This is a genomic window from Pseudomonas sp. GD04019, assembly GCF_029837695.1.
Taxonomy (GTDB): Bacteria; Pseudomonadota; Gammaproteobacteria; order Pseudomonadales; family Pseudomonadaceae; genus Aquipseudomonas.
On record NZ_JAOEEA010000001.1, the window covers coordinates 13,528 to 38,613 of the forward strand.

Consider the following 25,086-nt stretch of genomic DNA (forward strand, 5'->3'; position numbering starts at 1 on the left):
GCGCCACGTTGGGCAGTCCATCAACAAACACCCGCTGCGACGGACGCCAACCATGAAACGCCGCTACAGCCTGCCGCTCTATATCGTGCTCGGCCTGCTCGCTCTACTGCTGGTCCTGCACCTGACCCTGCCCTACCTGGTCCGCGACTACCTCAATGAAAAGCTGGCGGACATGGGCGACTACCGTGGCCAGGTCGCCGACGTGGACCTGGCCTGGTGGCGCGGTGCCTACCGGATCAACGGCCTGCAGATCGTCAAGGTCGACGGTGACGTGCCGGTACCGCTGCTGGACGCCCCGGCCATCGACCTGGCGGTGAGCTGGCACGCCCTGTGGTACGACCATGGTGTGGTAGCCAAGGTAGTGTTCGAGAGCCCCGAACTGAACTTCGTCGATGGCGGCGAGCGCCCCGAGGATACCCAGACCGGTGCCGGCGTGGACTGGCGCGCCCAGCTGGAGAAGCTGCTGCCGATCACCCTTAACGAGATTCGCGTGGTCAACGGCCGCATCACCTTCCGCAACTTCACCTCGCAACCGCCGGTGGACCTGCAGGCCAGCGACGTCAACGCCAGCCTGTACAACCTAACCAACGTCGCCGACGAGCGCGGCGAGCGGGTGGCGCGCTTCGAAGGCCGCGCCCTCCTACTCGACCACGCGCCGCTGGAGGCCACCGCGGTGTTCGACCCCTTCGAGAACTTCGAGGACTTCGAATTCCGCCTGCGCGCCACCGACGTAGAACTGCGCCGGCTCAACGACTTCTCCAGTGCCTATGGAAAATTCGACTTCAACGCCGGCAGCGGCGATATCGTGATCGAGGCCACCGCCGACGAGGGGCAGCTCAGTGGTTACATCAAGCCGCTGCTGCGCGATGTCGACGTATTCAACTGGCAGCAGGACGTGGAACAGGAATCCAAGGGCTTCTTCCGCTCCATCTGGGAGGCCCTGGTCGGCGGCAGCGAAACGCTGCTGAAGAACCAGCAGAAGAATCAGTTCGCCACGCGCGTGGAGCTGTCAGGCAGCGTCAGGGACCAGGACGTCAGCCCCTTCCAGGCCTTTATCGCCATCCTGCGTAACGGCTTCGTTCAAGCGTTCAATGCACGCTACGAGAACGCCCCGCCGGAGCGTTGATGCACTGTTGGTTGGTACGCAGAGAAACACCAGTGGGTTGCTGTCCTGGCCGCTGTGGAGCCGCATCCTTCTCCTGAGCGGCAAAGATCAACTCTGCAACTCATCATTGAAGATCGACTCGATGGGCAGCCCGAACACCCTGGCGATGCGAAACGCCAGCGGCAGGCTCGGGTCGTACTTGCCGGTCTCGATGGCATTTACGCTCTGCCGCGACACCTCCAGCCGCTGGGCCAGTTCGGACTGGCTCCAGGCCCGCTCGGCACGCAGTTCCCTCAGGCGGTTGTGCATGGCGGCTCCTCAGGCGTAACGCCAACGCACCAGGATGGATGTGAGGGCATAGGCAGCCCAGAAAGTGGGGAACGCCATGATCAGAGAGAAGCGCGGCCAACCAGCGTATTGCTCGAGAAAGCCCCAGGCCGTGAGCAGGCCGACCACCGCCCCGCCAGCCAGCAGCGCGGCACGCGACATCAGGAAACGCAGGAACTCGTCCGGCTCGCTGCGGATGTAGCGGTCGAACACATACAGCGAAGCCAGCAGCGGTATTGCCGGCGAAGCTGCGGCGACCACTCGCAGGGCGTAGGGCAGTTGCTGCAAGTCCACGCCCCAGCTGATCAGGGCAACCAGCGCGGCATACACCAGCATCAGTGACGAGCAGGAAACGATATAGCGACGAGAAGCGATGTTCATGGCGGCAGCTCCAGATCCGATGTCAAGCAAACTTAACACTCGATCTTTCAAAATGTAAAGCTCGCTTGTCATTCGAGCGGCTTTTTGGCCATTTCCCAGCCTGACCCGCCATTCAGTGACTGAATGGCGCGTCTGCGTTCACAGTCCCCCGCCGCGCGCGTTATAGTCGGGGCTTCAGTCACTACCGAACCAGCCGGCAGCGCCCCGTGGCGCGGTCGTTCGAGGATTTGCAGATGAAGTTCGAAGGCACCCAGTCCTACGTCGCCACCGACGACCTCAAGCTCGCGGTCAACGCCGCCATCACCCTGCAGCGCCCGCTGCTGGTCAAGGGCGAGCCGGGTACCGGCAAGACCATGCTGGCCGAGCAACTGTCCGCCGCCTTCGGCGCCAAACTGATCACCTGGCACATCAAGTCCACCACCAAGGCCCACCAGGGCCTGTACGAGTACGACGCGGTCAGCCGCCTGCGCGACTCGCAGCTGAACTCGGAGAAGGTCCACGACGTTCGCAACTACATCAAGAAGGGCAAGCTGTGGGAGGCCTTCGAGTCCGAGGAGCGGGTGATCCTGCTGATCGACGAGATCGACAAGGCCGACATCGAGTTCCCCAACGACCTGCTGCAAGAACTCGACAAGATGGAGTTCTACGTTTACGAGACCGACGAGACGATTAAGGCCAAGCAGCGCCCGATCATCATCATCACCTCGAACAACGAGAAGGAACTGCCGGACGCCTTCCTGCGCCGCTGCTTCTTCCACTACATCGCCTTCCCGGACCGCGACACCCTCAAGCGGATCGTCGACGTGCACTACCCGAACATCAGCGGCGAACTGGTTGCCGAGGCCCTCGACGTGTTCTTCGACGTGCGCAAGGTGCCGGGCCTGAAGAAGAAGCCGTCCACCAGCGAGCTCGTCGACTGGCTGAAGCTGCTGATGGCCGACAATATCGGCGAAGCCGTGCTGCGCGAGCGCGATCCGACCAAGGCCATCCCACCGCTGGCCGGCGCCCTGGTGAAGAACGAGCAGGACGTACAGCTGCTCGAGCGCCTGGCCTTCATGAGCCGCCGCGCCAGCCGCTGAGCCATCGTTCACCCTCTCCCTCCGGGAGAGGGCCGGGGTGAGGGAAGCCCAGCCCACGCAAGAGGTATCCAGCATGCATAGCGGCAGCTGCCTGTGCGGCGCAGTGAAGTATCAGCTCGATGCGCCCATCGAATCCGCCAGCCATTGCCATTGCAGCCAGTGCCGCAAGGCCCATGGCGCGGCGTTCGGCAGCTACGGCAACGTGCCCTGGAGCAGCTTCCGCTGGACCGCCGGCGAGGAATCGGTAGCCCGCTACCACTCCTCCCCCGGCGTGACCCGGACCTTCTGCCGCCAGTGCGGCGCCACCTTGCAGTGGTACAGCGACCACGCCAACCCGGAAACGGTCGGCATCGCCCTGGGCACGCTGGACACGCCGCTGGGCCAGGTGCCGCAGAAACACATCTATTGCGAATCCAAGGCCGACTGGTACGCCATCGCCGACGGCCTGCCTCAGGAACGAAGCTCCTGAGGCCTCACAGATAAACAGACGAGGGTGCAGCCATGCTGCTCAACCTGTTCAATGAAATGCGCGCGGCCAAGGTTCCGGTCTCGGTGCGCGAGCTGCTCGACCTGATCAACGCGCTGAAGCAGCACGTGATCTTCGCCGACATGGACGAGTTCTACTTCCTCGCCCGCACGGTGATGGTCAAGGACGAGCGCCACTTCGACAAGTTCGACCGCGCCTTCGCCGCCTACTTCAAGGGCCTGGAGAAGCTCGACGACTTCCTCGAGACCATGATCCCCGACGAATGGCTGCGCAAGGAATTCGAGCGCCACCTGACCGACGAGGAACGCGCGCAGATCCAGTCCCTCGGCGGCCTGGACAAGCTGATCGAGGAGTTCAAGAAGCGCCTCGAAGAGCAGAAGGAACGCCACGCCGGCGGCAACAAGTGGATCGGCACCGGCGGCACCAGCCCGTTCGGCTCCGGCGGCTACAACCCGGAAGGCATCCGCGTCGGCGACGCCGGCAAGCGCCAGGGCAAGGCCGCCAAGGTGTGGGACCAACGCGAATACAAGAACCTCGACGACCAGGTCGAGCTGGGCACGCGCAACATCAAGGTGGCCCTGCGCCGCCTGCGCAAGTTCGCCCGCGAGGGCGCCGCGGAAGAATTCGACCTCGGCGGCACCATCGACCACACGGCCAAGGACGGCGGCCTGCTCAACATCCAGATGCGCCCGGAACGGCGCAACACGGTGAAGCTGCTGTTGCTGTTCGATATCGGCGGCTCGATGGACGCGCACATCAAGGTCTGCGAGGAGCTGTTCTCGGCCTGCAAGACCGAGTTCAAGCACCTCGAGTACTTCTACTTCCACAACTGCGTCTACGAGAGCGTGTGGAAGAACAACCTGCGCCGCACCAGCGAACGCTTCTCCACCCTCGACCTGCTGCATAAGTACGGCCCGGACTGGAAAATCATCTTCGTCGGCGACGCCGCCATGGCGCCCTACGAGATCACCCAGCCCGGCGGCAGCGTGGAGCACTGGAACGAGGAAGCCGGGTATGTGTGGATCAAGCGCTTCATGGAGAAGTACAAGAAGCTCATCTGGATCAACCCCTATCCCAAGGACGCCTGGGGCTACACCGCGTCGACCAACATCATGCGCGAGCTGATCAACGACCAGATGCACCCGCTGACGCTGCGGGGCCTCGAGGAAGGGATGCGCTTCCTCTCCAAGTGACAACGAACGGGCCCCTGAGGCCCGTTCTGCTTTGGGGCGAAAGCCGTTAGGCTTGGCGCGTTATCCCTTCGCAACGAGCCGATCATGCAAGACCATTCCCTGCAGGACGCCGCCGCACCGGACGGCGTCTGTTACGGCTGTGGCAGCCGCAATCCCCACGGCCTGCACATCAAGAGCCGCTGGCACGAAGACGGTGTGCACGTGGTGGCCGAACACCTGCCCGACCCCATGCACTGCGGCTGGCCGGAGCTGGTCTACGGCGGGCTGATCGCCATGCTGGTGGACTGCCATTCGAACTGGGCCGCCATGGCCTACCACTACCGCGCAGAAGGCCGCGAGCCCGGCAGCCTGCCGCGCATCGAGTGCGTCACCGGCAACCTCGGCATCAAGTTCATCAAGCCGACACCCATGGGCGTGCCGCTGCAGTTGCGTGCACGCATCGACGGCGAGCCAGGGCGCAAGACCCGGGTGATCTGCGAGGTGTATGCCGGTGACGTGCTGACCGCCATCGGTGACTCGGTGTTCGTGCGCGTGGACACCAGCCAACTGGCGACCCAGGCCCACGCCAAGCCGGCCTGATCGAAGCCCAACAAAAAGGCCCCTCGCGGGGCCTTTTTCATTTAGCGCCAGTGGCGCTTCTCGTAAGCGATGGTCTTGTGCTTGCGACCGATGCCGACGGTCCAGCCGATGCCCAGGGCGAGCAGCTCGGCCAACCAGGCCAGCACCAGACCCACACCCAGGCCCCAGTAGATCGCCTGGGGCGCCAGCAGCACCTGGTAGGTGTAGGCGTCGTAGGTTTCCTGCAGCAAGGCCTGGTCGGCAGCGGTACCCAGATGCCAGATCTGCGCATACCAGGGGCCCTGCATGGCCAGCCACTCGCCCTCCAGCAGCTCGGAGCGGGCCACCAGATGGCCGATGCTGTCGGCGTCGCTGCGCATCACCTCATCGGTACTGGCCCGATAGTGGGCGACCAGGGCGTTGAGGTCGCCCTTGAAGAACTTCGCGGCAGTCTCGCGGAAGCCCAGCAGGCTCTCCTCGGACTCGGCGCGGTGGGCGGCCACGCGCTTGGCGTAGTCGTCGACGAAGCCCGGCACCTGCACACCGACCAGCAGGCCGAAGGCGAACACCACGAGACGCAAGTAACCTCTGAACATCCTCACTCCCCCATCTGCCCATGGGCGACGCGTTCGCCGCGGCGCCACAGGCTCCATTCCCCCGGCTGGAACAGGTTCCAGCGCTCGTTATCGGTCAACGGCTCGGTGGCGATCACCGTCACCACATCGTTCGGCGTGGTTTCCGCCTGGAAGTCCACCGTCAGGTCCGCATCCTTCAGCCGCGCCGGGCCGAAGGGCGCACGGCGGGTGATCTGCGCCAGCTTGGTCGAGCAGAAGCAGAACAGCCAGTCGCCGTCGCTGAGCAGGCAGTTGAACACGCCCTTGCCGCGATAGTCCTGGGCCGCCTGGATCAGCACAGGCAGCAGCACCTCCACCGGCACCGGCTCGGGGAAAGCGCCGCGCACGCGGTTGAGCAGGTCGCAGAAGGCCGCCTCGCTGTCGGTATCGCCGACCGGACGGTAGAAATCGAAGGTCGGCGCGAAATCGGTCAGCTGGCCGTTGTGGGCGAAGCACCAGTTGCGCCCCCACAGCTCGCGCACAAAAGGATGGGTATTGGCCAGGCACACCCGGCCGACATTGGCCTGGCGGATATGGCCGATCACCGTCTCGCTCTTGATCGGGTAACGCTGCACCAGCTTGGCCACTTCCGAACCGACACTGGCCGCCGGGTCCTGGAACAGGCGCAAGCCACGCCCCTCGTAGAAGGCGATGCCCCAGCCATCACGGTGCGGGCCGGTCCCGCCGCCGCGCTGCATCAGGCCGGTGAAGCTGAAGACGATGTCGGTGGGCACGTTGGCGCTCATGCCGAGCAGCTCGCACATGGCTCAGGCCTCCTGCAGCGCCGCGCGCAATCGCTCGGCCTCGAGCGCCAGGCGCGCCTCGATGCGCTTGCGCCCGAGCGGCAGAAAGCGCGTGAGGATGCGCCAGCACAGCGCCGGCAGGTCGCCGTTACGGCGCGGAATCAGGTGCAGGTGCAGGTGCGGCACGTGCTGGTTGGCCACCGGGCCGTCGTTGAGCAGCAGGTTGATGCCCAGCACGTCGGGCTCGCTGCGATAGAGCGCCTTGGCCAGGCGATCCGCCAGGGCCAGCAGGGCATCGCGCGGCTGGACCGGCAAGTCGCTCAGGAAGGGCGCATGACCCTTGGCGACGATCAGCACGTGGGCCGGGCGCAGCGGGAAGATATCCAGCAGCACCAGGAAATGTTCGTCCTGATGAATGATGTGGGCCGGCAGTTGGCCGTCGGCGATGGCGCAGAACACGCAGCTCATGGGCTCTCCTTGTCGCATGCGGCCATGCTAGCGCACGCCGCTCGACATGCAACTAGAGACGCGGTTCGATGCGCAGGCGGCGGTCGCCGTAGGCATCCAGGCGGGTATCGGCGTCGGGACGCTCTTCGCGGTCCATCAGCTCGCGCAGGGTCGGCTCGTCTTCTTCCATGGCAGGCGTACGCGGCCCCTGGCGATTTTCCCACCAGCGCTCCAGCGGCCAACGCAGGAAGGCGAAAGCCAGCCACACACCGAGAGCGATCAGCCCGTAGATGGCCAGGTCGGCCACCGCGCGCCAGACGTTCTTGCCCACTTCGAACAGCAGATCGAGGGCGGTGATGGCGATGGCGGGAGCGAACAGCTCCTTGGCCGGATCGACGATGGTCGGCGTTAGCAGCAGCACTGCCACGATCACGCGCAGCGGTTCGCGCAGCCAGCGCCACATCCAGCCGGTCATGCGGAACCACACCAGCAGGCAGCCCAGCGCCGAGATGGCGTAGATGCCCCAGGCGAGCAGATAGTCTTGTTCGGTCATGGCGTTTCGTGGCTTGGCCGGCAAAGGGGCGCTTATGATAACGGCTTTTGCGCCCCCCGACCTCCCTGCGGTCGCCCGAACGAGAACGATCATGACCGACGCCCCCATCGCCCGCCGCGACAGCGGTTCCGACCCCTACCGCTGGCTGGAACAGCGTGACGCTGCCGAGGTGCTCGACCACCTCAAGGCCGAGAACGCCTACCTGGAGCAGCAGCTGGCCGACCAGGCCGAGCTGCGCGAGGCACTGTTCCAGGAGATAAAGGGCCGCATCCGCGAGACCGACCTGTCCCTGCCGGTGCCCTGGGGCCCGTGGCTGTACTACCAGCGCACCACGGCCGGCGACGAGTACCCGCGCCACTACCGCTGCCCGCGCCCGGCCGATGGCTCGCTGACGGTGGACGATAGCACCGAACAGCTGCTGCTCGACCCCAACGCCCTGGCCGGCGACGGCTACCTGTCACTCGGCGCCTTCACCGTCAGCCCGGACCACCGCCTGCTCGGTTACAGCCTGGATACCGCTGGCGACGAGATCTACCGGTTGTTCGTCAAGGAACTGGACAGCGGCGCGTTGCGCGAGCTGCCGTTCGACGACTGCGACGGCCAGATGACCTGGGCCGGCGACAGCCAGACCCTGTTCTTCGTCACCCTGGACGACACCCATCGCCCGCATCGTCTGTATCGCCACAGGCTCGGCGACGCAGGTGCCGAGCTGATATTCGAAGAGGCCGACGGCCGCTTCTTCCTCAGTTGCTACCGCAGCAGCTCCGAGCGCCAGTTGGTGCTGAGCCTGGGCAGCAAGACCACCAGCGAGGCCTGGGTGCTGGATGCCAACACTCCGCAGGGTGAGTTCCGCTGCCTGGCGCCACGCCAGGAGGATCATGAGTACGACGTCGATCACGGCCTGCTGGACAGCGAGTGGACCTGGTTCGTGCGCAGCAACCAGGCAGGCATCAACTTCGCCCTGTACGCCGCCAGCGGGGCACAACCGACCCGCGAGCACTGGCGCGAGCTGATCGGCCACGACGAACGGCGCATGCTGGAGGGCGTCACACTCAACCAGGACGCCTTCGTCCTCAGCCTGCGCGAGGGCGGCCTGCCAATCATCGAAGTCCATCCACAGTCCGCCACGCCCTACCCCGTGCAGCTGCCGGACGCTGCCTACAGCCTCTACGTGCAGGACAGCCTGGAATTCCACAGCCCGGCAATCCGCCTGCGCTACGAAGCGCTCAACCGCCCGGCCCAGGTGCGCCAGCTGGAACTGGCCAGCGGCGAGCAGAAAGTGCTCAAGCAGACCCCGGTGGAAGGCCCGTTCGATGCCGACGCCTATGAAAGTCGTCGCCTGTGGGCCACGGCTGCCGATGGCACCCAGGTACCGATCAGCCTGGTGGCGCGCAAGGAAGTGCTGGCCGCCGGCCAACCCGCGCCGCTCTATCTGTATGGCTATGGCGCCTATGGCGAGAGCCTCGACCCCTGGTTCAGCCACGCGCGCCTGAGCCTGCTGGAGCGCGGCTTCGTCTACGCCATTGCCCATGTGCGTGGCGGCGGCGAGCTGGGCGAGGCCTGGTACCGCGCCGGCAAACTGGAACACAAGCAGAACAGCTTCGGCGACTTTATCGCCTGCGCCGAGAAGCTGCTCGGCGACGGTCTCAGTACTCCTACACAGCTGGTGATCAGCGGCGGCAGCGCCGGCGGCCTGCTGATCGGTGCCGTGCTCAATCAGCGGCCCGAACTGTTCGCCGCAGCCATCGCCGAAGTGCCCTTCGTCGACGTGCTCAACACCATGCAGAACCCCGACCTGCCGCTGACCGTCACCGAGTACGACGAATGGGGCGACCCGAACCAGCCCGAAGTATTCGAGCGCATCAAAGGCTATGCACCGTACGAGAACGTGCGTGCCCAGGCCTATCCGGCGATCCTCGCCGTGGCCGGCTACAACGACAGCCGCGTGCAGTACTGGGAAGCGGCAAAGTGGGTGGCCAAGCTGCGCGCCACCCGCACCGATGCCAACCTGCTGCTGCTCAAGACCGACCTCGGCGCCGGCCACGGCGGCATGAGCGGGCGCTACCAGGCACTCAAGGACGTGGCGCTGGAATATGCGTTTTTGCTCAAGGTACTGGGGATTGCCCCAAGCTGAACTTGGCTTGGCAACACCCTCAAGCCTGTTTATCGTGCGCGCAGTGCGTATTGCCGCTCACTCTGAGAAAAGGAATTACAGAATGCCTGGCCACAAGTTTCTCCCAGCGCTGTTGCTGCTCTGCGCCCTCCCATTGCAGGCCCAGGTCTACACCTGGGTAGACGAGAACGGCCAGAAGCACTTTGGCAGTCAGCCCCCTACGCCTGTACAGCCGGTCGAGACGGTTGAGATCCGCCAAGGATACAGCAGCGATGGACAGCAGCCTGCAGTAGTCGAGAGCGAACAAGACATGGATGCAGGTCTAGGTAACAGCACTGCCGAAGCCTCCGAAGACAAAGCCCCGTCGCAGCGGGAAATGTGCAGCGAAGCGATTCGCTGGACCGGCATCGATATCCCCAACCTCAAGGGAATAGCCGGCGAGCGCAAGCAGGCCGGCAAGATCAACGCCGACCAGCATAAACAAGCGATAGAGGCGTTGGGTGAGGTGAAGAAGCACATCACCATGCAGAACTGCATGGCCAGCGAAGGCAAGGATCGCGAACGCTTCGAGTGCTTGTCCCGCGGCGCCGGCATCATGGTCTGCTCAGGCGCCCTCGAAGCAGCGCTCAAGAACCTGTAAACCGAGCAAAGCCCATGCAGAACCTGCTCTATCGCTGGCTACTACTGGTCGGCCTCGGTCATGTGGCACTCGGCATAGCCCTGGCCTTCGCCGCCCATCTGCCTGTCACCCAGCCCTACTTCGATTACCTGTACGCCAGCGTCGCTACTGCACCGCCGCCGGCCGAATTCCAGACGCTGCTGCGCACCATGGTCGGTCTGTTCGGGCCGACGGTGGCGAGTTGGGGTCTGTTGTTCAGCCTGCTGGTATTCCTCTATCGCGAACATGGCCACCGCCAGATCAAGCCGGCGATCTTCGCCGCGCTGCTGGTCTGGTGCCTGCTGGACAGTGCGATCTCACTGTATTTCGGGCTGCTATGGCATGCCTATCTCAACACGGCGGCGGTGCTGTCGATCGCCATTCCGCTGGTATTTCTGCAACCTCGCATGCTTGAAAGAGAAACCGTATTGCAACTGCGCCATCCACCGGCGCGTCGCCTGCGGATTCTGCTGACCGGCGGCAGCGGCTTTATCGGCAGCCCGCTGGCCAGCTCGCTGAGCCAGGCGGGGCACGACGTGCTTGTACTGACTCGCGATCTGGCCAACGTGCGCCATATCCGTGGCCGTATCACCTGCCTGACCAGCCTCGAACAGATTGCCAGCGACGAGCGCATCGACTGCATCATCAACCTGGCCGGCGAGCCATTGGCCGAGTCGCGCTGGAATGAAGAACGCAAGCGGCGTTTCCTACAAAGCCGGCTCACCACCACCGATGCCCTGCTGAGCCTAGTGCAACGCCTCGAACACAAACCCGATGTACTGCTCAACGGCTCCGCTGTGGGTTATTACGGCCATTGGCAGGATGAAGAGTTGGACGAAAACAGTGCGGCGCGCAGCTGTTTCTCTCACCAGCTCTGCGCTCAATGGGAGGAGCGCGCTCGGCAGATGGAAGCATTTGGGGTACGCGTCTGTCTGCTGCGTATTGGCGTGGTACTTGGGCGCGACGGCGGACCGCTACAGGAACTACGTCGCTCTTTTGATCTGGGCGTAGCTGCCCAATTGGGAAATGGACAGCAATGGATGCCTTGGATCCATCTGCACGACGTGTTGGATATCTGCGTCTTCCTACTGGCCAATCCGAACATCCAGGGGCCGATCAACCTCACTGCGCCAGAGCCGGTAACCCATGCTGGGTTCTGTACCCTTTTGAAGCGGCAGCTTCCCAGCGCCCTGATCAGCGTTCGGGTGCCAACACTTCTGGTGCGAATGTTGGTGGGCGAGATGGCCGACGAAGTGCTGCTAAGCGGACAGCGCGTCCTGCCCGCCAAGCTGCTCGAACATGGCTATGCATTCCGCTATCCGGAACTGGCAATCGCCTTGCGCCAGCTGACTGCCGCTCGCTGAGCCGGCTCACGGCTTGCCGATAGACTCGGCCGGATGCTGTTGCTGGCTGCGCCGTTGGCTCTCCAGCTGCGGCAGCGGTTTGTCTCTGGGTAGCGCTCGCGGCGCCGACAGGGGCGTACGCGGACGCTGGGGGTTGACCAGCAGTGGCGGGGTGTTGCGCGGTGCTGGGGTGATGCTGCGCACCTCGGGCTTGCCGTAGGGTTGCGGCGTGGCGGTGCCGGGCAGGCCCGGCGGCTGGGCCTGGGCGCTCAGGCTCAATGCCAGGATCAGGACGAACGATACGTGGCGCATCGGCGGCTCCAGCGATGTCGGCTTTCGTTCTATTCTGGCAGTCTCGCTATCCAGTAGTTCGCCAGCCGACCGCAGGTACTTTCATGAACAAGCTCGACCAGATCCTCGCCGAAGCCCAGCACCGGCGCGAGACCAGTTACCGCGAGAAGGCGCTGAGGATGTACCCGCATATCTGCGGGCGCTGCGGCCGCGAGTTCAGTGGCAAGCGCCTGAGCGAGCTGACCGTGCATCACCGCGACCACAACCACGACAACAACCCGGAAGACGGCTCCAACTGGGAGCTGCTGTGCCTGTACTGCCACGACAACGAACACCAGCGCCAGGTGGATCTGCACTACCAGAAGGAGGAAGCGGCCGTGGCCGGCTCCGGCAGCAAGGTCACCCACAAGGCCCTGGCCGGCCTAGAGGCGCTGCTGAAGAGCAAGCCCGGAGCCTGAAACGAAAACGCCCGCTGCAAGAGCGGGCGCTGTCCTGGCTCTGATCGATCAGAGCATGTGGTTCTTCTTGAACTGCTGAATGGTGCTTTCCGGACGCCCCTCTTCCTTCTGCAGACCGTAGGTCACGGTCTTGCCTTCCGGACCGCCGCCGATGTCGGTGTAGCGGAAGATCGGCTCGCCCAGCTTGATCATGTCCTGCATGTCGCCATAGCGCTTGAACACGTAGATGCTGCCGTCCTGACGTACCTCACCGTAGAACGGGTCGGCCGGTACCTGCGAGACCTTGAAGAAACGGTAGGCGGCAATCTTGTCCAGGGCCTTGCCCTGATCCTCGGCACGCAGAGCCAGGATGACTTCCTGGCCTGCCGGATCTTTTTCCTCCAGCGGCCGCAGGACCGGGGCCTGGCCGGTGACGAGGAAGTCCTTGAACACCTGGTAATCGTCGAAGACAAATACCTGGGTTTCGCTACGCACCTGATACCAGTCCTCGTTGTTCAACGGCTCCGGAATGGACGCCGACATGGGCGCGGCGCAGGCGGCGAGGGTCGCGGCCAGCATGGCGATGGACAACGGTTTGAGGATGGACATGGCAACTCCTGATGGCTGTTGTAATGGCCGAGCAAGTTGCCGCAATTGCATGACGGACGGATGAAGGGCCCGTGTCAGTTGCATGACGACGGGCCCGGCGTGGCGATCAGCGTAGGAGTTTGCTGTCCAGCACTTCCGAGCCACGGCCCATGACGTTCTCGCTGATCTCGATGAAGTCCTTGGTGCTGGCCTTGTCCAGGCGCATCAGACCGCGGGTGACGTCGTCCAGAGAACGCTGGTTGTCGGTGTTCTTGCGGATCTCGCGGTCCAGCTCCTGCATCAGCAGCACGGCCCGAGCGGTGACCGGACCGGTGGAGGCCTCGGTGCGCAGGCTCTCGACCTTCTTGCTCCAGCTCACCAGCTTCTTGCGGATGGCCTGGTAGCGGTCCTCGCTCATGCCACCGGCGCGGCGTACCAACTCGATGGCGTAGTACTCGGCCAGGCCCTCGCTAATCCAGTCGCTCCTGTCGGTGTCGCGGATGCGGCTGAACACGTGGACCAGCTCGTGCACCAGGGAGCTGGTGCCGTTCTCGCTGACCAGCGGGCGCTCGGCGTGGAAGAAGATCGAGTTGGGCGCCGACAGGCCGCCGCGCCACATGGGATCGCCGGCGCCGACGATGAGCAGCTTGCCCGGGTCGCGCGGGAACACCGACTGGGCCTCGGGCCAGATGAAGGTCAGCAGCGTCAGGATGTCCATGCGGCGCATGCCCTCGCCCACCGGTGCGGCCACGGTCACGTCGGTGTCGCCGAGCTGGGCGCGGCGGCTGCCGATCTTGCCGGCCAGGATCCAGCCCGTGGGGCGGTCGAACTTGCGCGCCGGGTTGTCGATGCGGAACTTGTTCTCGCCGACCTTGGGCCAGCCGGTCTCGACACCGTTCCAGCCCTTGGGTAGGACGAACTGCAGACGCGAGACCAGTTCGACCTTGTCGTCCTTGACCATGTGCGCGCTAGGCACCAGGTCATCGCCACGCACCAGTACCCAGTCCTCGGTCATGCGTGCGTCGAACTTGTCATTGCTGCGCGGGTGGTCGATGCGCACCTTGTAGCTCAGGTTGCTCTTGCCTTTGCCCGGCTGCCAGGTGCCGCGCTCGGGGCTGTCCTGGGTCCAGGAGCCTCCGGCGCTGAAGTCGCTGTAGTAGCCCTTGTCGCCCAGGTCGAAGGTCAGGCTGCGGATCAGGTCGCCCTGCTCCAGGGTCAGGCTGACTTCGGCCACGTCGCTGTCCGGCACGAAGCGCACCTGGTAATCCAGGTCAACACGCTTGGCCGCCCACAGGGGCGCGCTCAGGCCGAGCAGGAGGGTGGCGGTCAGCAGCTTGCGGGCGGGCATCGAAAGGCTCCATGCGATGGGGTTGAGCAACCTTGGACCCGCGCCGGAGGGGAAAGGCTCAACCGGCGCGGAAGATCAGATGATCCTCCCAGTCTTCCTCGGCCACGCTGCCTTCGGCAAGCATGCGCCCGGACTGGGAAATGCGTTCGTGGTGCACGGCATCGGGATCGCCGCAGACCAGATGATGCCAGAGCGGCAGGTCCTTGCCCTCGCTGACCAGGCGATAGCCGCAGGTCGGCGGCAGCCACTTGAACTCGTCGGCCTGGGCCGGGGTGAGCTGCACGCAGTCCGGCACCTGGGCGCGGCGATTGGGGTAATCGCTGCAGCGGCAGGTCTTCAGGTCCAGCAGTTTGCAGGCGATGCGCGTGTAGTAGACGCTGCCGTCGTCCTCGTCTTCCAGCTTCTGCAGGCAGCACAGGCCGCAGCCGTCGCACAGCGACTCCCACTCGTCCTGGTCGAGCTGGGCGAGGGTCTTGCGTTTCCAGAAGGGTTGAACGAGAGCGGCCATGGGATGAGTACAGCGGGTAAAGGCGCGGCAGTCTAGCCGCAGACGAATCCGCGGCCAAGCGCTGCCCGTCAGTAGCCGCGGGCGAATTCCACCTCGCCGCGCAAGGCCTGGCCATCGCGGTAGCGCTGCAGATTGTCGAGGAACAGCCTGGCCATGGCGGCCGGCTCGGTGGGCGCCGAGCTGTGGCCGGTGAGCAGCAGGCGAGGTGCATCCCAGAACGGATGGCCGGGCGGTAGCGGCTCCTCGCGGCACACGTCGATCACCGCGCCGGCCAGTTGCCCGGTGCGCAGAGCCGCCACCAGGTCGGCATCCACCACTGCCACGCCGCGACCGGCGTTGATGAACAGCGCCTCGGCGCGCATGCCGGCGAACAGCGCCGCGTCGCAGAGATCGCGGGTGGCCGGGGTATCCGGCAATACGTTGACCAGGCAATCGGCCCAGGCCGCCTGCTCGGCCAGGGCGTCCAGGCCATGCACTTCGGCGAAGGGCACGATGGCGCGCGGCTGGCGGGCGATGCCGCGCAGCTCCGCGCCGAAGGGCAAGAGGAAACGGGCGATGTCGCTGCCGATATCGCCGGCACCGACCACCAGCACCTTGCAGCCGCGCAGGCTGGGTGGTGCCTGGTTGTCCCAGCGCTGCTCGACCTGGCTGGCCAGGCGCGCCAGCACCCGGCGACGATGGGCCAGCAGGTAGGTCAGCACGTACTCGGCCATCGGCTGACCGAAGATGCCGACCGCGCGAGTCAGGCGATAGTCGCGCGGCAGGCCGATACCCAGCAACGGAGTGATGCCGGCCCAGGTGGACTGCAACCAGTCGGGGCGCAGGCCCTGGCGCAACAACGGCAGCAGCAGGTCCGGCTGGCCAAGCCATACCGAGCAGGCCTGCGCCTCGCCAGCAGTGGCCTGCTCGCCGGCCAGCAGTTGCAGGTCGGGCGCGGCGGCGCTCAGCAGCTCGGCGTAGCGGGCGTGGTCACGCTCCAGCAGGAGGACGCGCATCAGACCGGATCGTTGCGGCGCAGCAGTTCGTCCGGCAGGTGCTCGATGTATTCATCTTCCGGCGGCGGCATCTGCAGGTGGTAGCCCTGTTTGTCGAGGTTCTCCAGCACCTGGGTGATGTCCTCGCGGGCCAGCTTCTTTTCCGGGGTGAGGATCATCTCGAAGCACAGCTGCGGCGCGCCGAAGGCGGCCAGCAGGCCCTCGGGCACGCGCTTGAGGGCGTCGGCCTTGAGCACGTAGAGGTACATCTCGTTCTTGCGCGGGCTCTTGTAGATGGAGCAGATCTTCTTCATTGCAGTACATCCAGCAGGGCTTGGCCCATCAGTTCACGGCGCCATCCGCGCAGATTGTCCGGCAGCGTCCATGGGCCGTCGGGGTAGCCACTCTTGAGCAGGGCTTCGAGGGATTTTTTGCGCAGCATTAGCTCGGGGGCGATCTGCAGGCGCTCGGCCTCGGCCTGGCCCACTGCGCGCAACTTCTTCAGCAATGCGCCGGCCTCGATCGGCAGCGGGGCAGGCAGGGTCGCCGGCCACTGCTCCGGCGGCAGCGCAGCGGCCTCGCGGATCATGCGCAGGATGGTCTCGCCATCCTGGCGCACAGTGCGCGGGTGCATGTCCTCGATACGCGCCAGGGCCACGGTGTTGTCCGGCTGGAAGCGCGCCAGCGGCCACAGCGAATGTTCGCGCAGGATGCGGTTGCGCGGCTGGTTGCGCGCCCGCGCCTGGCGTTCGCGCCAGGCGCACAGGGTGCGCAGTACGGCCAGCTGCTGGGACGACAGCTTCCACGCCAGCTTGGATTCCAGGTAGGCCTCGTCCGGGTCGATCTCGCGGCGCAGGTTGCTGACCAGCTCGGCGCCGTCCTCGAGAATCCAGGCCAGCTTGTCTGCCGACAGCTTTGGCAGCAGCGCCTGGTACAGCTCGGCCAGGTGCACGGCATCCTCGGCGGCGTAGCTGACCTGGGTCTCCGACAGCGGCCGCTGCAGCCAGTCGGAGCGGGTCTCACCCTTGGGCAGCTCGATGCTCAGCACTTCCTGCACCAGGCGCGAATAGCCCATGGAGAAGCCGATATTGAGGTAGCCGGCGGCCAGCTGGGTGTCGAACAGCGGCGCAGGCAGCGCCCCGGTCAGGCGCAGTAAAACTTCCAGGTCTTCGCTGCAGGAGTGCAGCACCTTGGTCACGTTGCGGTCTTCGAGCAGCTCGGCGAAGGGCGTCCAGTCCTTCACTTCGAGCGGGTCGACCAGGTAGGCACGCCGGCCATCGCCGACCTGGAGCAGGCCGGCGATGGGATAGAAGGTGTCGACCCGCATGAATTCGGTATCGAGGGCGACGTAGGGCAACTGCCGCCACTCGGCGCAGTGACGCGCCAGGCTGGCGTCGTCGAGGATCCATTGAATATCGATGGCCACGCGGCACTCCTTGATTGATGCCGCGCAGTATATATGCACGTGGTTGATACCGGGCATTCACGACCCGCGCACTGGCAACTCCCGGCTCGCCAGCGTGTACACTCCCGCGCACTCGCAAACCAGGGAAGAAACACAATGAAAAAGCTCCTCGGCCTCCTCGTGCTGGTCGGCCTGGCCATCGGCGCCTTCCTCTACCTCACCCCCAGCCCCATCGACCCACTGGCCTGGAAACCCCAGACCGCGCCGCTGATGACCGGCGTGCTGGAACCCAACGACACCCTGATGAAGGCCAAGCTGCTGGCCCAGGGGCAGATCCATGGGCCTGAAGACACCGCAGTCGATGCCCAGGGCCAGGTCTACGCCGGCCTGCATGACGGGCGCGTCGTGCGCATCGGCGCGGACGGCAAGGCGGAAACCTTCGCCGCCACCGGCGGCCGCCCGCTGGGCATGGACTTCGACGCCCGGGGCAACCTGATCGTCGCCGACGCCTACAAGGGCCTGCTGCGCATCGACCCGGCCGGCAAGATCGAAGTGCTGGCCACCGAGGCCGAGGGCGGCCCGTTCGTTTTCACCGACGACCTGGATATCGCCAGCGACGGGCGCATCTACTTCACCGACGCCTCCAGCAAGTTCCAGCAGCCGGACTACCTGCTCGACCTGCTCGAAGGCCGCCCCTATGGCCGCCTGATGGTGTTCGACCCGGCGACCGGCAAGACCCAGGTGCTGCTCAAGGATCTGTACTTCGCCAACGGCGTGGCGCTGTCGCAGAACGAGGACTTCGTGCTGGTCAACGAGACCTACCGCTACCGCATCCAGCGCTACTGGCTGAAAGGCGACAAGGCCGGCACCCATGACCTGTTCGCCGACAACCTGCCGGGCATGCCGGACAACCTGCAGGGCGACCGCGCCGGCACCTTCTGGGTAGCCCTGCCGACCCCGCGCAAGAGCGATGCCGATTTCCTCCAGGCCCAGCCCTGGGTCAAGGCCCAGCTGGCCAAACTGCCGCGCTCGCTGTGGCCGAAGCCGGCCGCCTACGGCCTGGCCATCGCCCTCAACGAGAAGGGCGAGATCGTGCAGAGCCTGCACGACACCAGCGGCACCCACCTGCGCATGGTCACCTCGGTGAAACCGGTGGGCGATTACCTGTACCTGGGCAGCCTGGACAATGACCGGATCGGCAAGCTGAAGATCCGCTGATCCTTCCCTCTCCCCTGGGAAAGGGGCCGGAAGTGAGGGGGGCTAGCGACAATCTGGTACTCCCTCACCCCAGCCCTCTCCCAGAGGGAGAGGGAGAAAAAAGCCCGCCAATCGGCGGGCTTTTCGTTTCACACCGGTTGTTCGGTGAGTCTGGGCGGCGCCTCAGTGGGCGCGGGCTCACCCAGCAGATCCTGCATGCTCAGGCGCACCTGGGCCATCAGTTTGGGCAGTTGCTCGACGTCGTAGCGGCTGGCGTCGATCGGCGCGCCGATGTGCAACTGCACGGGCAGGCCGAGGTTGAAGCGCCAGGTGCGCGCCGGTAGCACCTCGGAGATGCCACGGAACGCGATCGGCACTATCACCGCGTTAGTATCCAGGGCCAAGTGGAAGCAGCCTTTCTTGAACGGCAGCAGCTGGCCGTCTCGAGAGCGAGTGCCCTCGGGCGCGGCCCACAGGACGATGCCGCTTTCCATCATGCTGCGGGCCTTCTCCAGGTCCTTCACCGCCTGCTGGCGATTGTGCCGGTCCACCGAGGGGAACTCGGCGGCGCGAATCGCCGAACCGAAGATCGGGATGCCGAACAGCTCCTTCTTCGCCAGCATGCGGATCGAGCCCGGCAGCGCGACGAAGCTGGCGGGGATGTCGTAATGGCTGGCGTGACTGCTGAGCAGGATATAGCGGCGGCCGTCGTTGAAGTCGGGCATCGCGCCGTGCACGCTGAGGTTCATGCGCACCAGGCGCAGCAGCAGGCCCGACCAGCGGCGGGTGTAGCGGTCCACGTCGGCCCGCCGCAGACGCCCACTGACGGCACGCAGCAGGACCTTGCTGCAGTAATAGAAGGTGACCAGCAGCGACCCCAGGACCACGCCGACGCGGCGGGCCAGGTTGGCGCTTTCGATGGCAGGATGCAGGCTGAGCATGGGGTTACCTCGTGTGGCGAACCGCAGTGAGAGTGCCGAAAGGCTCCCGGGTTCGCTTCTGGTTATTCGTGGCTGTCCTTATGATGCGCCTAGCGATGAATACGACACAGGAGGTCCCATGCCACTCGCCCAGCTGATCAGCGCCGACCATCTACACGCCCGCCTGCAGGAGTCGGGCCTGGTCATTCTCGACTGCCGCTTCGCCCTCGACGACCCGACCTATGGCGCCCGCAGCTACGGCGAGGGACATATCCCCGGCGCCCGCTTCGCCGACCTGGAACATGACCTCTCCTCGGCCAAGATCAAGGGCGTCACCGGCCGCCATCCATTGCCGGAGCCAGCCGCGCTGGTCGAGCGACTGCGTGCCTGGGGCATCGACAACGACTCGCAGATAGCGCTGTACGACGACGGCCCCGGCGCCTTCGCTGCCCGTGCCTGGTGGCTGCTGGCCTGGTTGGGCAAGCGTGACGGCGTGTACCTGCTGGATGGCGGCCTCAAGGCGTGGAAGGAAGCCGGGCTGCCGCTGAGCAACGCAGCGCCGGTGGTGACACCGGGCAGCTTCAGTGGCCAGGCCGATACCGCCCTGCTGCTGCATGCCGGGCAATTGCAGCAGCGCCTGGGTAACCCCGAACTCACTCTGCTGGACGCCCGCGCCCTGCACCGCTTCCGTGGCGAGACGGAACCGCTGGACCCGGTGGCCGGCCATATTCCTGGCGCCCAGTGCGCGGTGTTCACCGACAACCTCGGCAGCGATGGCCGCTTCCTGCCGGCCGAGCAATTGCGCGCCCGCTTCGACGCTCTGCGCGGGGCGCGCCCGGTGGGGTCGCTGGTGGCCTATTGCGGCTCGGGCGTCACCGCCTGCCACAACCTGTTCGCCATGAGCCTGGCCGGCTACCCGCTGGCGCCGCTGTACGCCGGTTCGTGGAGCGAATGGATCACCGATCCGGCGCGCCCGGTGGCGACTGGCGATTGAGCAGCGCCAGGGGCGAGGGAGGCAGCGAGTGGCCTGAACACCCTCACCCCAGCCCCTCTCCCAAAGGGAGAGGGGAAATTACCTCTACTGCAGGCCGCGCAGCCGCTTGGGCGTCAGCCCCATGTAGCGGCGCATGGCCGTGGTCAGTGCGCTCTGGCTGGAGAATCCGCATTCCTCGGCGATCCGCACCAGCGCCAGTGGGCTTTCGCGCAGCAGGCGCGCGGCGTGGTCGAGGCGGGTCTTGAGCAGGTACTGGTGGGGCGTGAGGCCCACGCTGTCCTTGAACTGGGCGTGGAAGTGGCTGGGACTGAGGCAGGCCACCTGGGCCAGCTCGATCACCGTGATCCGCCGTGCCAGGTGCTCGGCGATGTAGGCATCCAGCCGCCCCAGATCCAGATTGGCGATAGTGCCACGACCGCGCTCGCCGAACAGGCGCAGGTGCAGCGCGCGCAGCAACACGCCGCCGAGGGCGCGTGCCAGGTGCGGGTCGCTGCCATAGCGAGCCAGCTCCGCGCCGGCGTAGCTCAGCAGGTTCTGGAAATCGGCGTCCAGGGTCGGGTAGCGCGGGCTCTCGAACAGCTCGGCGAGCAGACTGAGGTCTTCCGGCGAGGTATCGCGCTCGTCCAGATCGAGAATCAGCATGCGGTTGTCGCCCATGCCGGCGAACTGGTGATCGGCATCGCCCGGCACCAGGCAGGCGCGCATGCGGCTGACTTCACCGCCGCGGCCACTGACCTCGAATTCCGCGCGCCCGGACAGCGACATCACCAACTGGTGATAGTCATGGGCGTGTTCGTGGGCCTGGCTGTCCAGGCACGCGAGGCGGGCATTGAGCATGGAGATGCACCAAAGCGAAGCGAGGGTTGCACTTTACCCAGTTAATCCGCAAAGAGGCAGTAGCACCGACAGATGGCACTGGTTGCACCCAATCAGGAAAAGGCGCAACCAAAGAACAGGATTGAAATACCTACGGCCTCGCCCCATCTAAACCGCATCATCGATCGACTGAACAGGGCCGCCATGAGCGATCAGGACAACAGCTCCGACTACAGTTCCGAGTACATCGAGGCCGAGGCGCACCGCCAGGCTACTCACCTCGCCCTGCCCGGCCAGACGCTGCCGGACAAGCTCTACGTGCTGCCCATCCACAACCGGCCGTTCTTCCCGGCCCAGGTGCTGCCGGTGATCGTCAGCGAGGAACACTGGACCGAGACCCTGGAGCTGGTGGCCAACACCGAGCACAAGTGCCTGGCGTTGTTCTATGTCGACCAGCCTGTGACCGACCCGCGCCACTTCGATACCGCCTCCCTGCCCGAACACGGCACCTTGGTGAAGATCCACCAAGCCAGCCGGGTGGATGGCAAGCTGCAGTTCGTTGCCCAGGGCCTGAGCCGGGTCAAGGTGCGTGGCTGGCTCAAGCGCCATCGCCCGCCCTACCTGGCCGAAGTCGAGTACCCATCGAACGCCAACGACCAGCGCGACGAGGTCAAGGCCTACGGCATGGCGCTGATCAATGCGATCAAGGAACTGCTGCCGCTCAATCCGCTGTACAGCGAGGAGCTGAAGAACTACCTCAACCGCTTCAGCCCCAACGATCCGTCGCCACTCACCGATTTCGCCGCCGCCCTGACCACAGCACCCGCCAGCGTGCTGCAGGAAGTGCTGGATACCGTGCCGGTCCTCAAGCGCATGGAGAAGGTGCTGCCGCTGCTGCGCAAGGAAGTGGAAGTCGCGCGTCTGCAGAACGAGCTGTCCGCCGAAGTGGACCGCAAGATCGGCCAGCACCAGCGCGAATTCTTCCTCAAGGAACAGCTCAAGGTGATCCAGCATGAACTGGGCATCACCAAGGACGACCGCAGCGCCGACGCCGACGAGTTCCGCGCGCGCCTGGCCGGCAAGACCCTGCCCGAGCAGGCCAAGAAGCGCATCGACGAGGAGCTGCACAAACTGGCGATCCTCGAAGCCGGCTCGCCGGAATACGCCGTGACCCGCAACTACCTGGACTGGGCCACCGCCCTGCCCTGGGGTGTGTTCGGCCAGGATAAGCTCGACCTCGGCCACGCCCGCAAGGTGCTGGACAAGCACCACGCCGGCATGGACGACATCAAGGCACGCATCACCGAGTTCCTCGCCGTCGGCGCCTTCAAGGGCGAGATCTCCGGCAGCATCGTGCTGCTGGTCGGCCCGCCCGGCGTGGGCAAGACCAGCATCGGCAAATCCATCGCCGAATCCCTCGGTCGGCCGTTCTATAGGTTCAGCGTCGGCGGCATGCGCGACGAGGCGGAGATCAAGGGCCACCGCCGCACCTACATCGGCGCCATGCCCGGCAAGCTGGTGCAGGCACTGAAGGAAGCCGAGGTGATGAACCCGGTGATCATGCTCGACGAGATCGACAAGATGGGCGCCAGCTACCAGGGCGACCCGGCCTCGGCGCTGCTGGAGACCCTCGACCCGGAGCAGAACGTCGAGTTCCTCGACCACTACCTGGACCTGCGCCTGGACCTGTCCAAGGTGCTGTTCGTGTGCACCGCCAACACCCTCGACTCCATTCCCGGGCCGCTGCTCGACCGCATGGAGGTGATCCGCCTGTCCGGCTATATCGCCGAGGAGAAGCTGGCCATCGCCAAGCGCCATCTGTGGCCGCGCCAGCTAGCGAAAGCCGGCGTCAGCAAGCAGCAGTTGAGCATCAACGATGCAGCGCTAAAGGGCGTGATCGAGGGCTACGCCCGCGAGGCCGGAGTGCGCCAGCTGGAGAAGCAGCTGGGCAAGCTGGTGCGCAAGGCGGTGGTGCAGCTGCTGGACAACCCGGGCAGCCAGGTGAAGATCGCCCCCCGCGACCTGGAGGCCTACCTGGGCATGCCGGTGTTCCGCGGCGAACAGGTGTTCAACGGCACCGGCGTGATCACCGGCCTGGCCTGGACCAGCATGGGCGGCGCCACCCTGCCGATCGAAGCCACGCGCATCCACACCCTCAACCGCGGCTTCAAGCTCACCGGCCAGCTCGGCGAGGTGATGAAGGAGTCGGCGGAGATTGCCTACAGCTACATCGGCGCCAACCTGAAGAAGTTCGGCGGCGATGCGACCTTCTTCGACCAGGCCTTCGTCCACCTGCACGTACCGGAAGGCGCCACCCCCAAGGACGGCCCCAGCGCCGGCATCAGCATGGCCAGCGCCCTGCTCTCCCTGGCCCGCAACCAGGCGCCGAAGAAAGGCGTGGCCATGACCGGCGAGCTGACCCTCACCGGCCAGGTGCTGGCCATCGGCGGAGTCCGCGAGAAGGTGATCGCCGCGCGGCGGCAGAAGATCTTCGAACTGATCCTGCCCGAGGCCAACCGCGGCGACTTTGCCGAGCTACCGGGCTACCTCAAGGAAGGGCTGACCGTGCACTTCGCCAAACGCTATACCGACGTGGCCAGGGTGCTGTTTGGCTGATGCTAGAGCCGGATAGACCACCCTACCGTTGAATACACCTTATTCAGGAAAGAACATGGAAGTCAGGCGTATCTGCCAGCAGGATCTCGACGCATTCTATGCACTGTTTGGCGAGGTAAATGCCGAGGGAAAATACTCCGCTCGGGCCACACCACCACCCAAGGATGCCGTACGCCACGCGCTGAAGACGGCCGAAGAAAACAACTGGCCCATTTATGTTGCCGAAGAGGGCAATAACGTCATCGCCTCAGCGGAAGCCTATCCCGAGAGCTTTTGCCGGGAGGGTGGTGATGCCCAGGTCGCCATTCTTGGCATGCAGGTCAAGCAGGACTATCGACGACGTGGTTATGGCGAGGCACTCCTGTCCGCGGTGATACGTCATTGCAAAAACCTGGATTTCACCTCCATCGATCTTTCCGTTTTGAAGTCGAACGAAGCAGCAAGAAATCTCTATAAAAAAGCAGGTTTCGCATGGGTCGAGGATCTCCCCGTTTGCACACGCCCTGACGGCAGGGAAGACCAGCCAGAGAAAATGCGCTTGGTGCTCTAGCCGCCCCACCAGACCGCTGGGCTTATCGAATCCCGCCCCGACAAGCCCCACCAACCGCTATGCTGTGCGGGTTTTCGATCGACAGGAGTCCGCCATGAACCGTGCCCATCGCCTGCTATTGCCTTGCAGCCTCGCCCTACTCGCCGCCTGCACCTCGCAACCGAAACCCAGCGTGAGCGTGGAAGAGAAGCAGCTGGGCAAATGCCCGATGGAGCTGCACAGCGGCCAGACCCTGAACATCACCCTGCCGAGCAATCCCACCACCGGCTTCCGCTGGGTAGTGGCCGACGCGGCGCCCGGCGTGCTGCGCAGCCTGGGCAAGGAGGTCTACGTGACGCCGGAAGACGCCGGACTGGTGGGCGCCGGCGGGCAGTCCACGTGGCGCTACCAGGCCTATCAGCCCGGCACGGGCCGCCTGCTGATGCAGTATCGGCGTCCCTGGGAAGTGGAAGTAAAGCCAGCCAAGATCATCGACTGCCAGATCGAAGTGCGCTGAGCGGCATGCCAAGCCAGTTCATCCAGAACCAGCGGCAGCGGTTCTCCAGTTGGTGGAACTCGCCCATCCGCAAGCGAGATCGCCTGGCCGGCGCCGTGATCGGCGCCATGGCCTGCTTCTGGATAGTGAGTCTGGGACGCTTGGCCTTTTCGGCGCCGCCCGCCTCGCTGAGCCAACTCGCACTCTGGGCGCTGGGCGGCGCAGCGCTGGGCGCCGCCTTCGGCGCCCGATATCCCAAACTGGCAACCTGCCTGCTGTTGCCCTTCAGCACGTTCGGCGTCAGCAGCTGACGCGATAAACCACCCGGCCTGGCACTTAACGCACTGGCCTGAGCCAGGGCGATGG

Annotated in this window: 30 protein-coding genes; 15 read left to right on the forward strand and 15 right to left on the reverse strand. The window is 65.2% G+C overall.

Annotated elements, in window-relative coordinates; translation table 11 throughout:
- The first annotated feature begins 52 nt into the window (after positions 1–52).
- On the forward strand, positions 53–1,126 hold the full coding sequence (locus N7607_RS00070; RefSeq protein WP_279865021.1) for a DUF748 domain-containing protein: 1,074 nt from the start codon (positions 53–55) through the stop codon (positions 1,124–1,126).
- An 87-nt stretch (positions 1,127–1,213) separates the two neighbouring features.
- Here the strand turns inward: N7607_RS00070 and N7607_RS00075 are convergent, their stop codons facing one another.
- Together N7607_RS00075 and N7607_RS00080 are read right to left on the reverse strand one after the other, a co-directional pair.
- A complete protein-coding gene (locus N7607_RS00075; RefSeq protein WP_279865020.1) occupies positions 1,214–1,414 on the reverse strand; it encodes a helix-turn-helix transcriptional regulator in 201 nt (66 codons plus the stop codon).
- 9 nt (positions 1,415–1,423) lie between these two features.
- Entirely contained in the window at positions 1,424–1,813 is a 390-nt protein-coding gene (locus N7607_RS00080; RefSeq protein ID WP_279865019.1) for a hypothetical protein, read from the reverse strand.
- Between the two features lie 233 nt (positions 1,814–2,046).
- Here N7607_RS00080 and N7607_RS00085 point away from each other — a divergent pair, with 233 nt between their 5' ends.
- The 4 genes from N7607_RS00085 to N7607_RS00100 all read left to right on the forward strand — a co-directional run bounded on the left by N7607_RS00085 (position 2,047) and on the right by N7607_RS00100 (position 5,151).
- Positions 2,047–2,892: a MoxR family ATPase gene (locus N7607_RS00085; RefSeq protein WP_279865018.1), complete on the forward strand. Its 846-nt coding sequence runs from the start codon at positions 2,047–2,049 to the stop codon at positions 2,890–2,892.
- Positions 2,893–2,965: 73 nt separating this feature from the next.
- Complete coding sequence (locus N7607_RS00090) at positions 2,966–3,361, forward strand: GFA family protein (protein ID WP_279865017.1); 396 nt, start codon at positions 2,966–2,968, stop codon at positions 3,359–3,361.
- 32 nt (positions 3,362–3,393) lie between these two features.
- Complete coding sequence (locus N7607_RS00095; RefSeq protein ID WP_279865016.1) at positions 3,394–4,572, forward strand: VWA domain-containing protein; 1,179 nt, start codon at positions 3,394–3,396, stop codon at positions 4,570–4,572.
- An 84-nt stretch (positions 4,573–4,656) separates the two neighbouring features.
- Positions 4,657–5,151 (forward strand): PaaI family thioesterase, encoded by a 495-nt coding sequence (locus N7607_RS00100; protein ID WP_279865015.1) that lies wholly within the window; start codon positions 4,657–4,659, stop codon positions 5,149–5,151.
- Between the two features lie 41 nt (positions 5,152–5,192).
- Here N7607_RS00100 and N7607_RS00105 read toward each other — a convergent pair whose 3' ends face one another.
- From N7607_RS00105 to N7607_RS00120, 4 genes are read right to left on the reverse strand one after another with little or no spacing between them, the layout of a single operon-like run.
- Positions 5,193–5,726, reverse strand: coding sequence for a DUF2937 family protein (locus tag N7607_RS00105; protein ID WP_279865014.1), 534 nt, complete (start codon positions 5,724–5,726; stop codon positions 5,193–5,195).
- A gap of 2 nt (positions 5,727–5,728) precedes the next feature.
- Entirely contained in the window at positions 5,729–6,508 is a 780-nt protein-coding gene (locus tag N7607_RS00110; protein WP_279865013.1) for a class II glutamine amidotransferase, read from the reverse strand.
- 3 nt (positions 6,509–6,511) lie between these two features.
- Positions 6,512–6,955 (reverse strand): HIT family protein, encoded by a 444-nt coding sequence (locus N7607_RS00115; protein WP_279865012.1) that lies wholly within the window; start codon positions 6,953–6,955, stop codon positions 6,512–6,514.
- 52 nt (positions 6,956–7,007) lie between these two features.
- Positions 7,008–7,487 carry an MFS transporter gene (locus N7607_RS00120; RefSeq protein ID WP_279865011.1) on the reverse strand — a complete coding sequence of 160 codons (480 nt, stop codon included), beginning with the start codon at positions 7,485–7,487 and terminating at the stop codon, positions 7,008–7,010.
- A gap of 91 nt (positions 7,488–7,578) precedes the next feature.
- Here N7607_RS00120 and N7607_RS00125 point away from each other — a divergent pair, with 91 nt between their 5' ends.
- From N7607_RS00125 to N7607_RS00135, 3 genes are read left to right on the forward strand one after another with little or no spacing between them, the layout of a single operon-like run.
- A complete protein-coding gene (locus tag N7607_RS00125; protein ID WP_279865010.1) occupies positions 7,579–9,621 on the forward strand; it encodes a S9 family peptidase in 2,043 nt (680 codons plus the stop codon).
- Positions 9,608–10,240 carry a DUF4124 domain-containing protein gene (locus tag N7607_RS00130; protein WP_279924007.1) on the forward strand — a complete coding sequence of 211 codons (633 nt, stop codon included), beginning with the start codon at positions 9,608–9,610 and terminating at the stop codon, positions 10,238–10,240. The genes N7607_RS00125 and N7607_RS00130 overlap by 14 nt, the downstream gene beginning before the upstream one ends.
- Positions 10,241–10,254: 14 nt before the next feature.
- Positions 10,255–11,622 carry a TIGR01777 family oxidoreductase gene (locus tag N7607_RS00135; protein ID WP_279865008.1) on the forward strand — a complete coding sequence of 456 codons (1,368 nt, stop codon included), beginning with the start codon at positions 10,255–10,257 and terminating at the stop codon, positions 11,620–11,622.
- A 6-nt stretch (positions 11,623–11,628) separates the two neighbouring features.
- On the opposite strand, the gene N7607_RS00140 is transcribed toward N7607_RS00135, so the two are convergent.
- Positions 11,629–11,913, reverse strand: coding sequence for a hypothetical protein (locus N7607_RS00140; protein WP_279865007.1), 285 nt, complete (start codon positions 11,911–11,913; stop codon positions 11,629–11,631).
- Positions 11,914–11,996: 83 nt separating this feature from the next.
- On the opposite strand from N7607_RS00140, the gene N7607_RS00145 reads away from it, so the two are divergent.
- Positions 11,997–12,350 (forward strand): YajD family HNH nuclease, encoded by a 354-nt coding sequence (locus N7607_RS00145; RefSeq protein WP_279865006.1) that lies wholly within the window; start codon positions 11,997–11,999, stop codon positions 12,348–12,350.
- A gap of 48 nt (positions 12,351–12,398) precedes the next feature.
- Here the strand turns inward: N7607_RS00145 and N7607_RS00150 are convergent, their stop codons facing one another.
- The 6 genes from N7607_RS00150 to rnd all read right to left on the reverse strand — a co-directional run bounded on the left by N7607_RS00150 (position 12,399) and on the right by rnd (position 17,173).
- The gene (locus tag N7607_RS00150) at positions 12,399–12,938 is read right to left on the reverse strand and encodes a hypothetical protein (RefSeq protein ID WP_279865005.1); all 540 of its coding nucleotides are present in this window, start codon (positions 12,936–12,938) and stop codon (positions 12,399–12,401) included.
- 106 nt (positions 12,939–13,044) lie between these two features.
- Positions 13,045–14,265 (reverse strand): hypothetical protein, encoded by a 1,221-nt coding sequence (locus N7607_RS00155; protein WP_279865004.1) that lies wholly within the window; start codon positions 14,263–14,265, stop codon positions 13,045–13,047.
- A gap of 58 nt (positions 14,266–14,323) precedes the next feature.
- Positions 14,324–14,773 carry a YcgN family cysteine cluster protein gene (locus N7607_RS00160; RefSeq protein ID WP_279865003.1) on the reverse strand — a complete coding sequence of 150 codons (450 nt, stop codon included), beginning with the start codon at positions 14,771–14,773 and terminating at the stop codon, positions 14,324–14,326.
- A 68-nt stretch (positions 14,774–14,841) separates the two neighbouring features.
- On the reverse strand, positions 14,842–15,768 hold the full coding sequence (locus N7607_RS00165; RefSeq protein ID WP_279865002.1) for a D-2-hydroxyacid dehydrogenase: 927 nt from the start codon (positions 15,766–15,768) through the stop codon (positions 14,842–14,844).
- Complete coding sequence (locus tag N7607_RS00170) at positions 15,768–16,061, reverse strand: YcgL domain-containing protein (RefSeq protein ID WP_279865001.1); 294 nt, start codon at positions 16,059–16,061, stop codon at positions 15,768–15,770. The genes N7607_RS00165 and N7607_RS00170 overlap by 1 nt, the downstream gene beginning before the upstream one ends.
- On the reverse strand, positions 16,058–17,173 hold the full coding sequence (gene rnd, locus N7607_RS00175; RefSeq protein ID WP_279864999.1) for a ribonuclease D: 1,116 nt from the start codon (positions 17,171–17,173) through the stop codon (positions 16,058–16,060). The genes N7607_RS00170 and rnd overlap by 4 nt, the downstream gene beginning before the upstream one ends.
- Positions 17,174–17,308: 135 nt before the next feature.
- Here rnd and N7607_RS00180 point away from each other — a divergent pair, with 135 nt between their 5' ends.
- Complete coding sequence (locus N7607_RS00180) at positions 17,309–18,370, forward strand: SMP-30/gluconolactonase/LRE family protein (RefSeq protein WP_279864998.1); 1,062 nt, start codon at positions 17,309–17,311, stop codon at positions 18,368–18,370.
- 128 nt (positions 18,371–18,498) lie between these two features.
- On the opposite strand, the gene N7607_RS00185 is transcribed toward N7607_RS00180, so the two are convergent.
- Positions 18,499–19,290, reverse strand: a complete 792-nt coding sequence (locus N7607_RS00185; protein ID WP_279864997.1) for a lysophospholipid acyltransferase family protein — start codon at positions 19,288–19,290, stop codon at positions 18,499–18,501.
- Positions 19,291–19,408: 118 nt separating this feature from the next.
- On the opposite strand from N7607_RS00185, the gene N7607_RS00190 reads away from it, so the two are divergent.
- Positions 19,409–20,263 carry a sulfurtransferase gene (locus N7607_RS00190; RefSeq protein ID WP_279864996.1) on the forward strand — a complete coding sequence of 285 codons (855 nt, stop codon included), beginning with the start codon at positions 19,409–19,411 and terminating at the stop codon, positions 20,261–20,263.
- Positions 20,264–20,347: 84 nt separating this feature from the next.
- Here the strand turns inward: N7607_RS00190 and N7607_RS00195 are convergent, their stop codons facing one another.
- Positions 20,348–21,100: an AraC family transcriptional regulator gene (locus N7607_RS00195; RefSeq protein WP_279864994.1), complete on the reverse strand. Its 753-nt coding sequence runs from the start codon at positions 21,098–21,100 to the stop codon at positions 20,348–20,350.
- A 183-nt stretch (positions 21,101–21,283) separates the two neighbouring features.
- Between N7607_RS00195 and lon the strand changes: the two genes are divergently transcribed.
- From lon to N7607_RS00215, 4 genes are all read left to right on the forward strand, one after another.
- A complete protein-coding gene (gene lon / locus N7607_RS00200) occupies positions 21,284–23,695 on the forward strand; it encodes an endopeptidase La (protein WP_279864992.1) in 2,412 nt (803 codons plus the stop codon).
- Between the two features lie 55 nt (positions 23,696–23,750).
- Positions 23,751–24,245, forward strand: coding sequence for a GNAT family N-acetyltransferase (locus tag N7607_RS00205; protein WP_279864991.1), 495 nt, complete (start codon positions 23,751–23,753; stop codon positions 24,243–24,245).
- Positions 24,246–24,339: 94 nt separating this feature from the next.
- Positions 24,340–24,741, forward strand: coding sequence for a protease inhibitor I42 family protein (locus tag N7607_RS00210; protein ID WP_137972325.1), 402 nt, complete (start codon positions 24,340–24,342; stop codon positions 24,739–24,741).
- 5 nt (positions 24,742–24,746) lie between these two features.
- Positions 24,747–25,031 (forward strand): hypothetical protein, encoded by a 285-nt coding sequence (locus N7607_RS00215; protein WP_279864990.1) that lies wholly within the window; start codon positions 24,747–24,749, stop codon positions 25,029–25,031.
- The last annotated feature ends 55 nt before the right edge of the window (positions 25,032–25,086 follow it).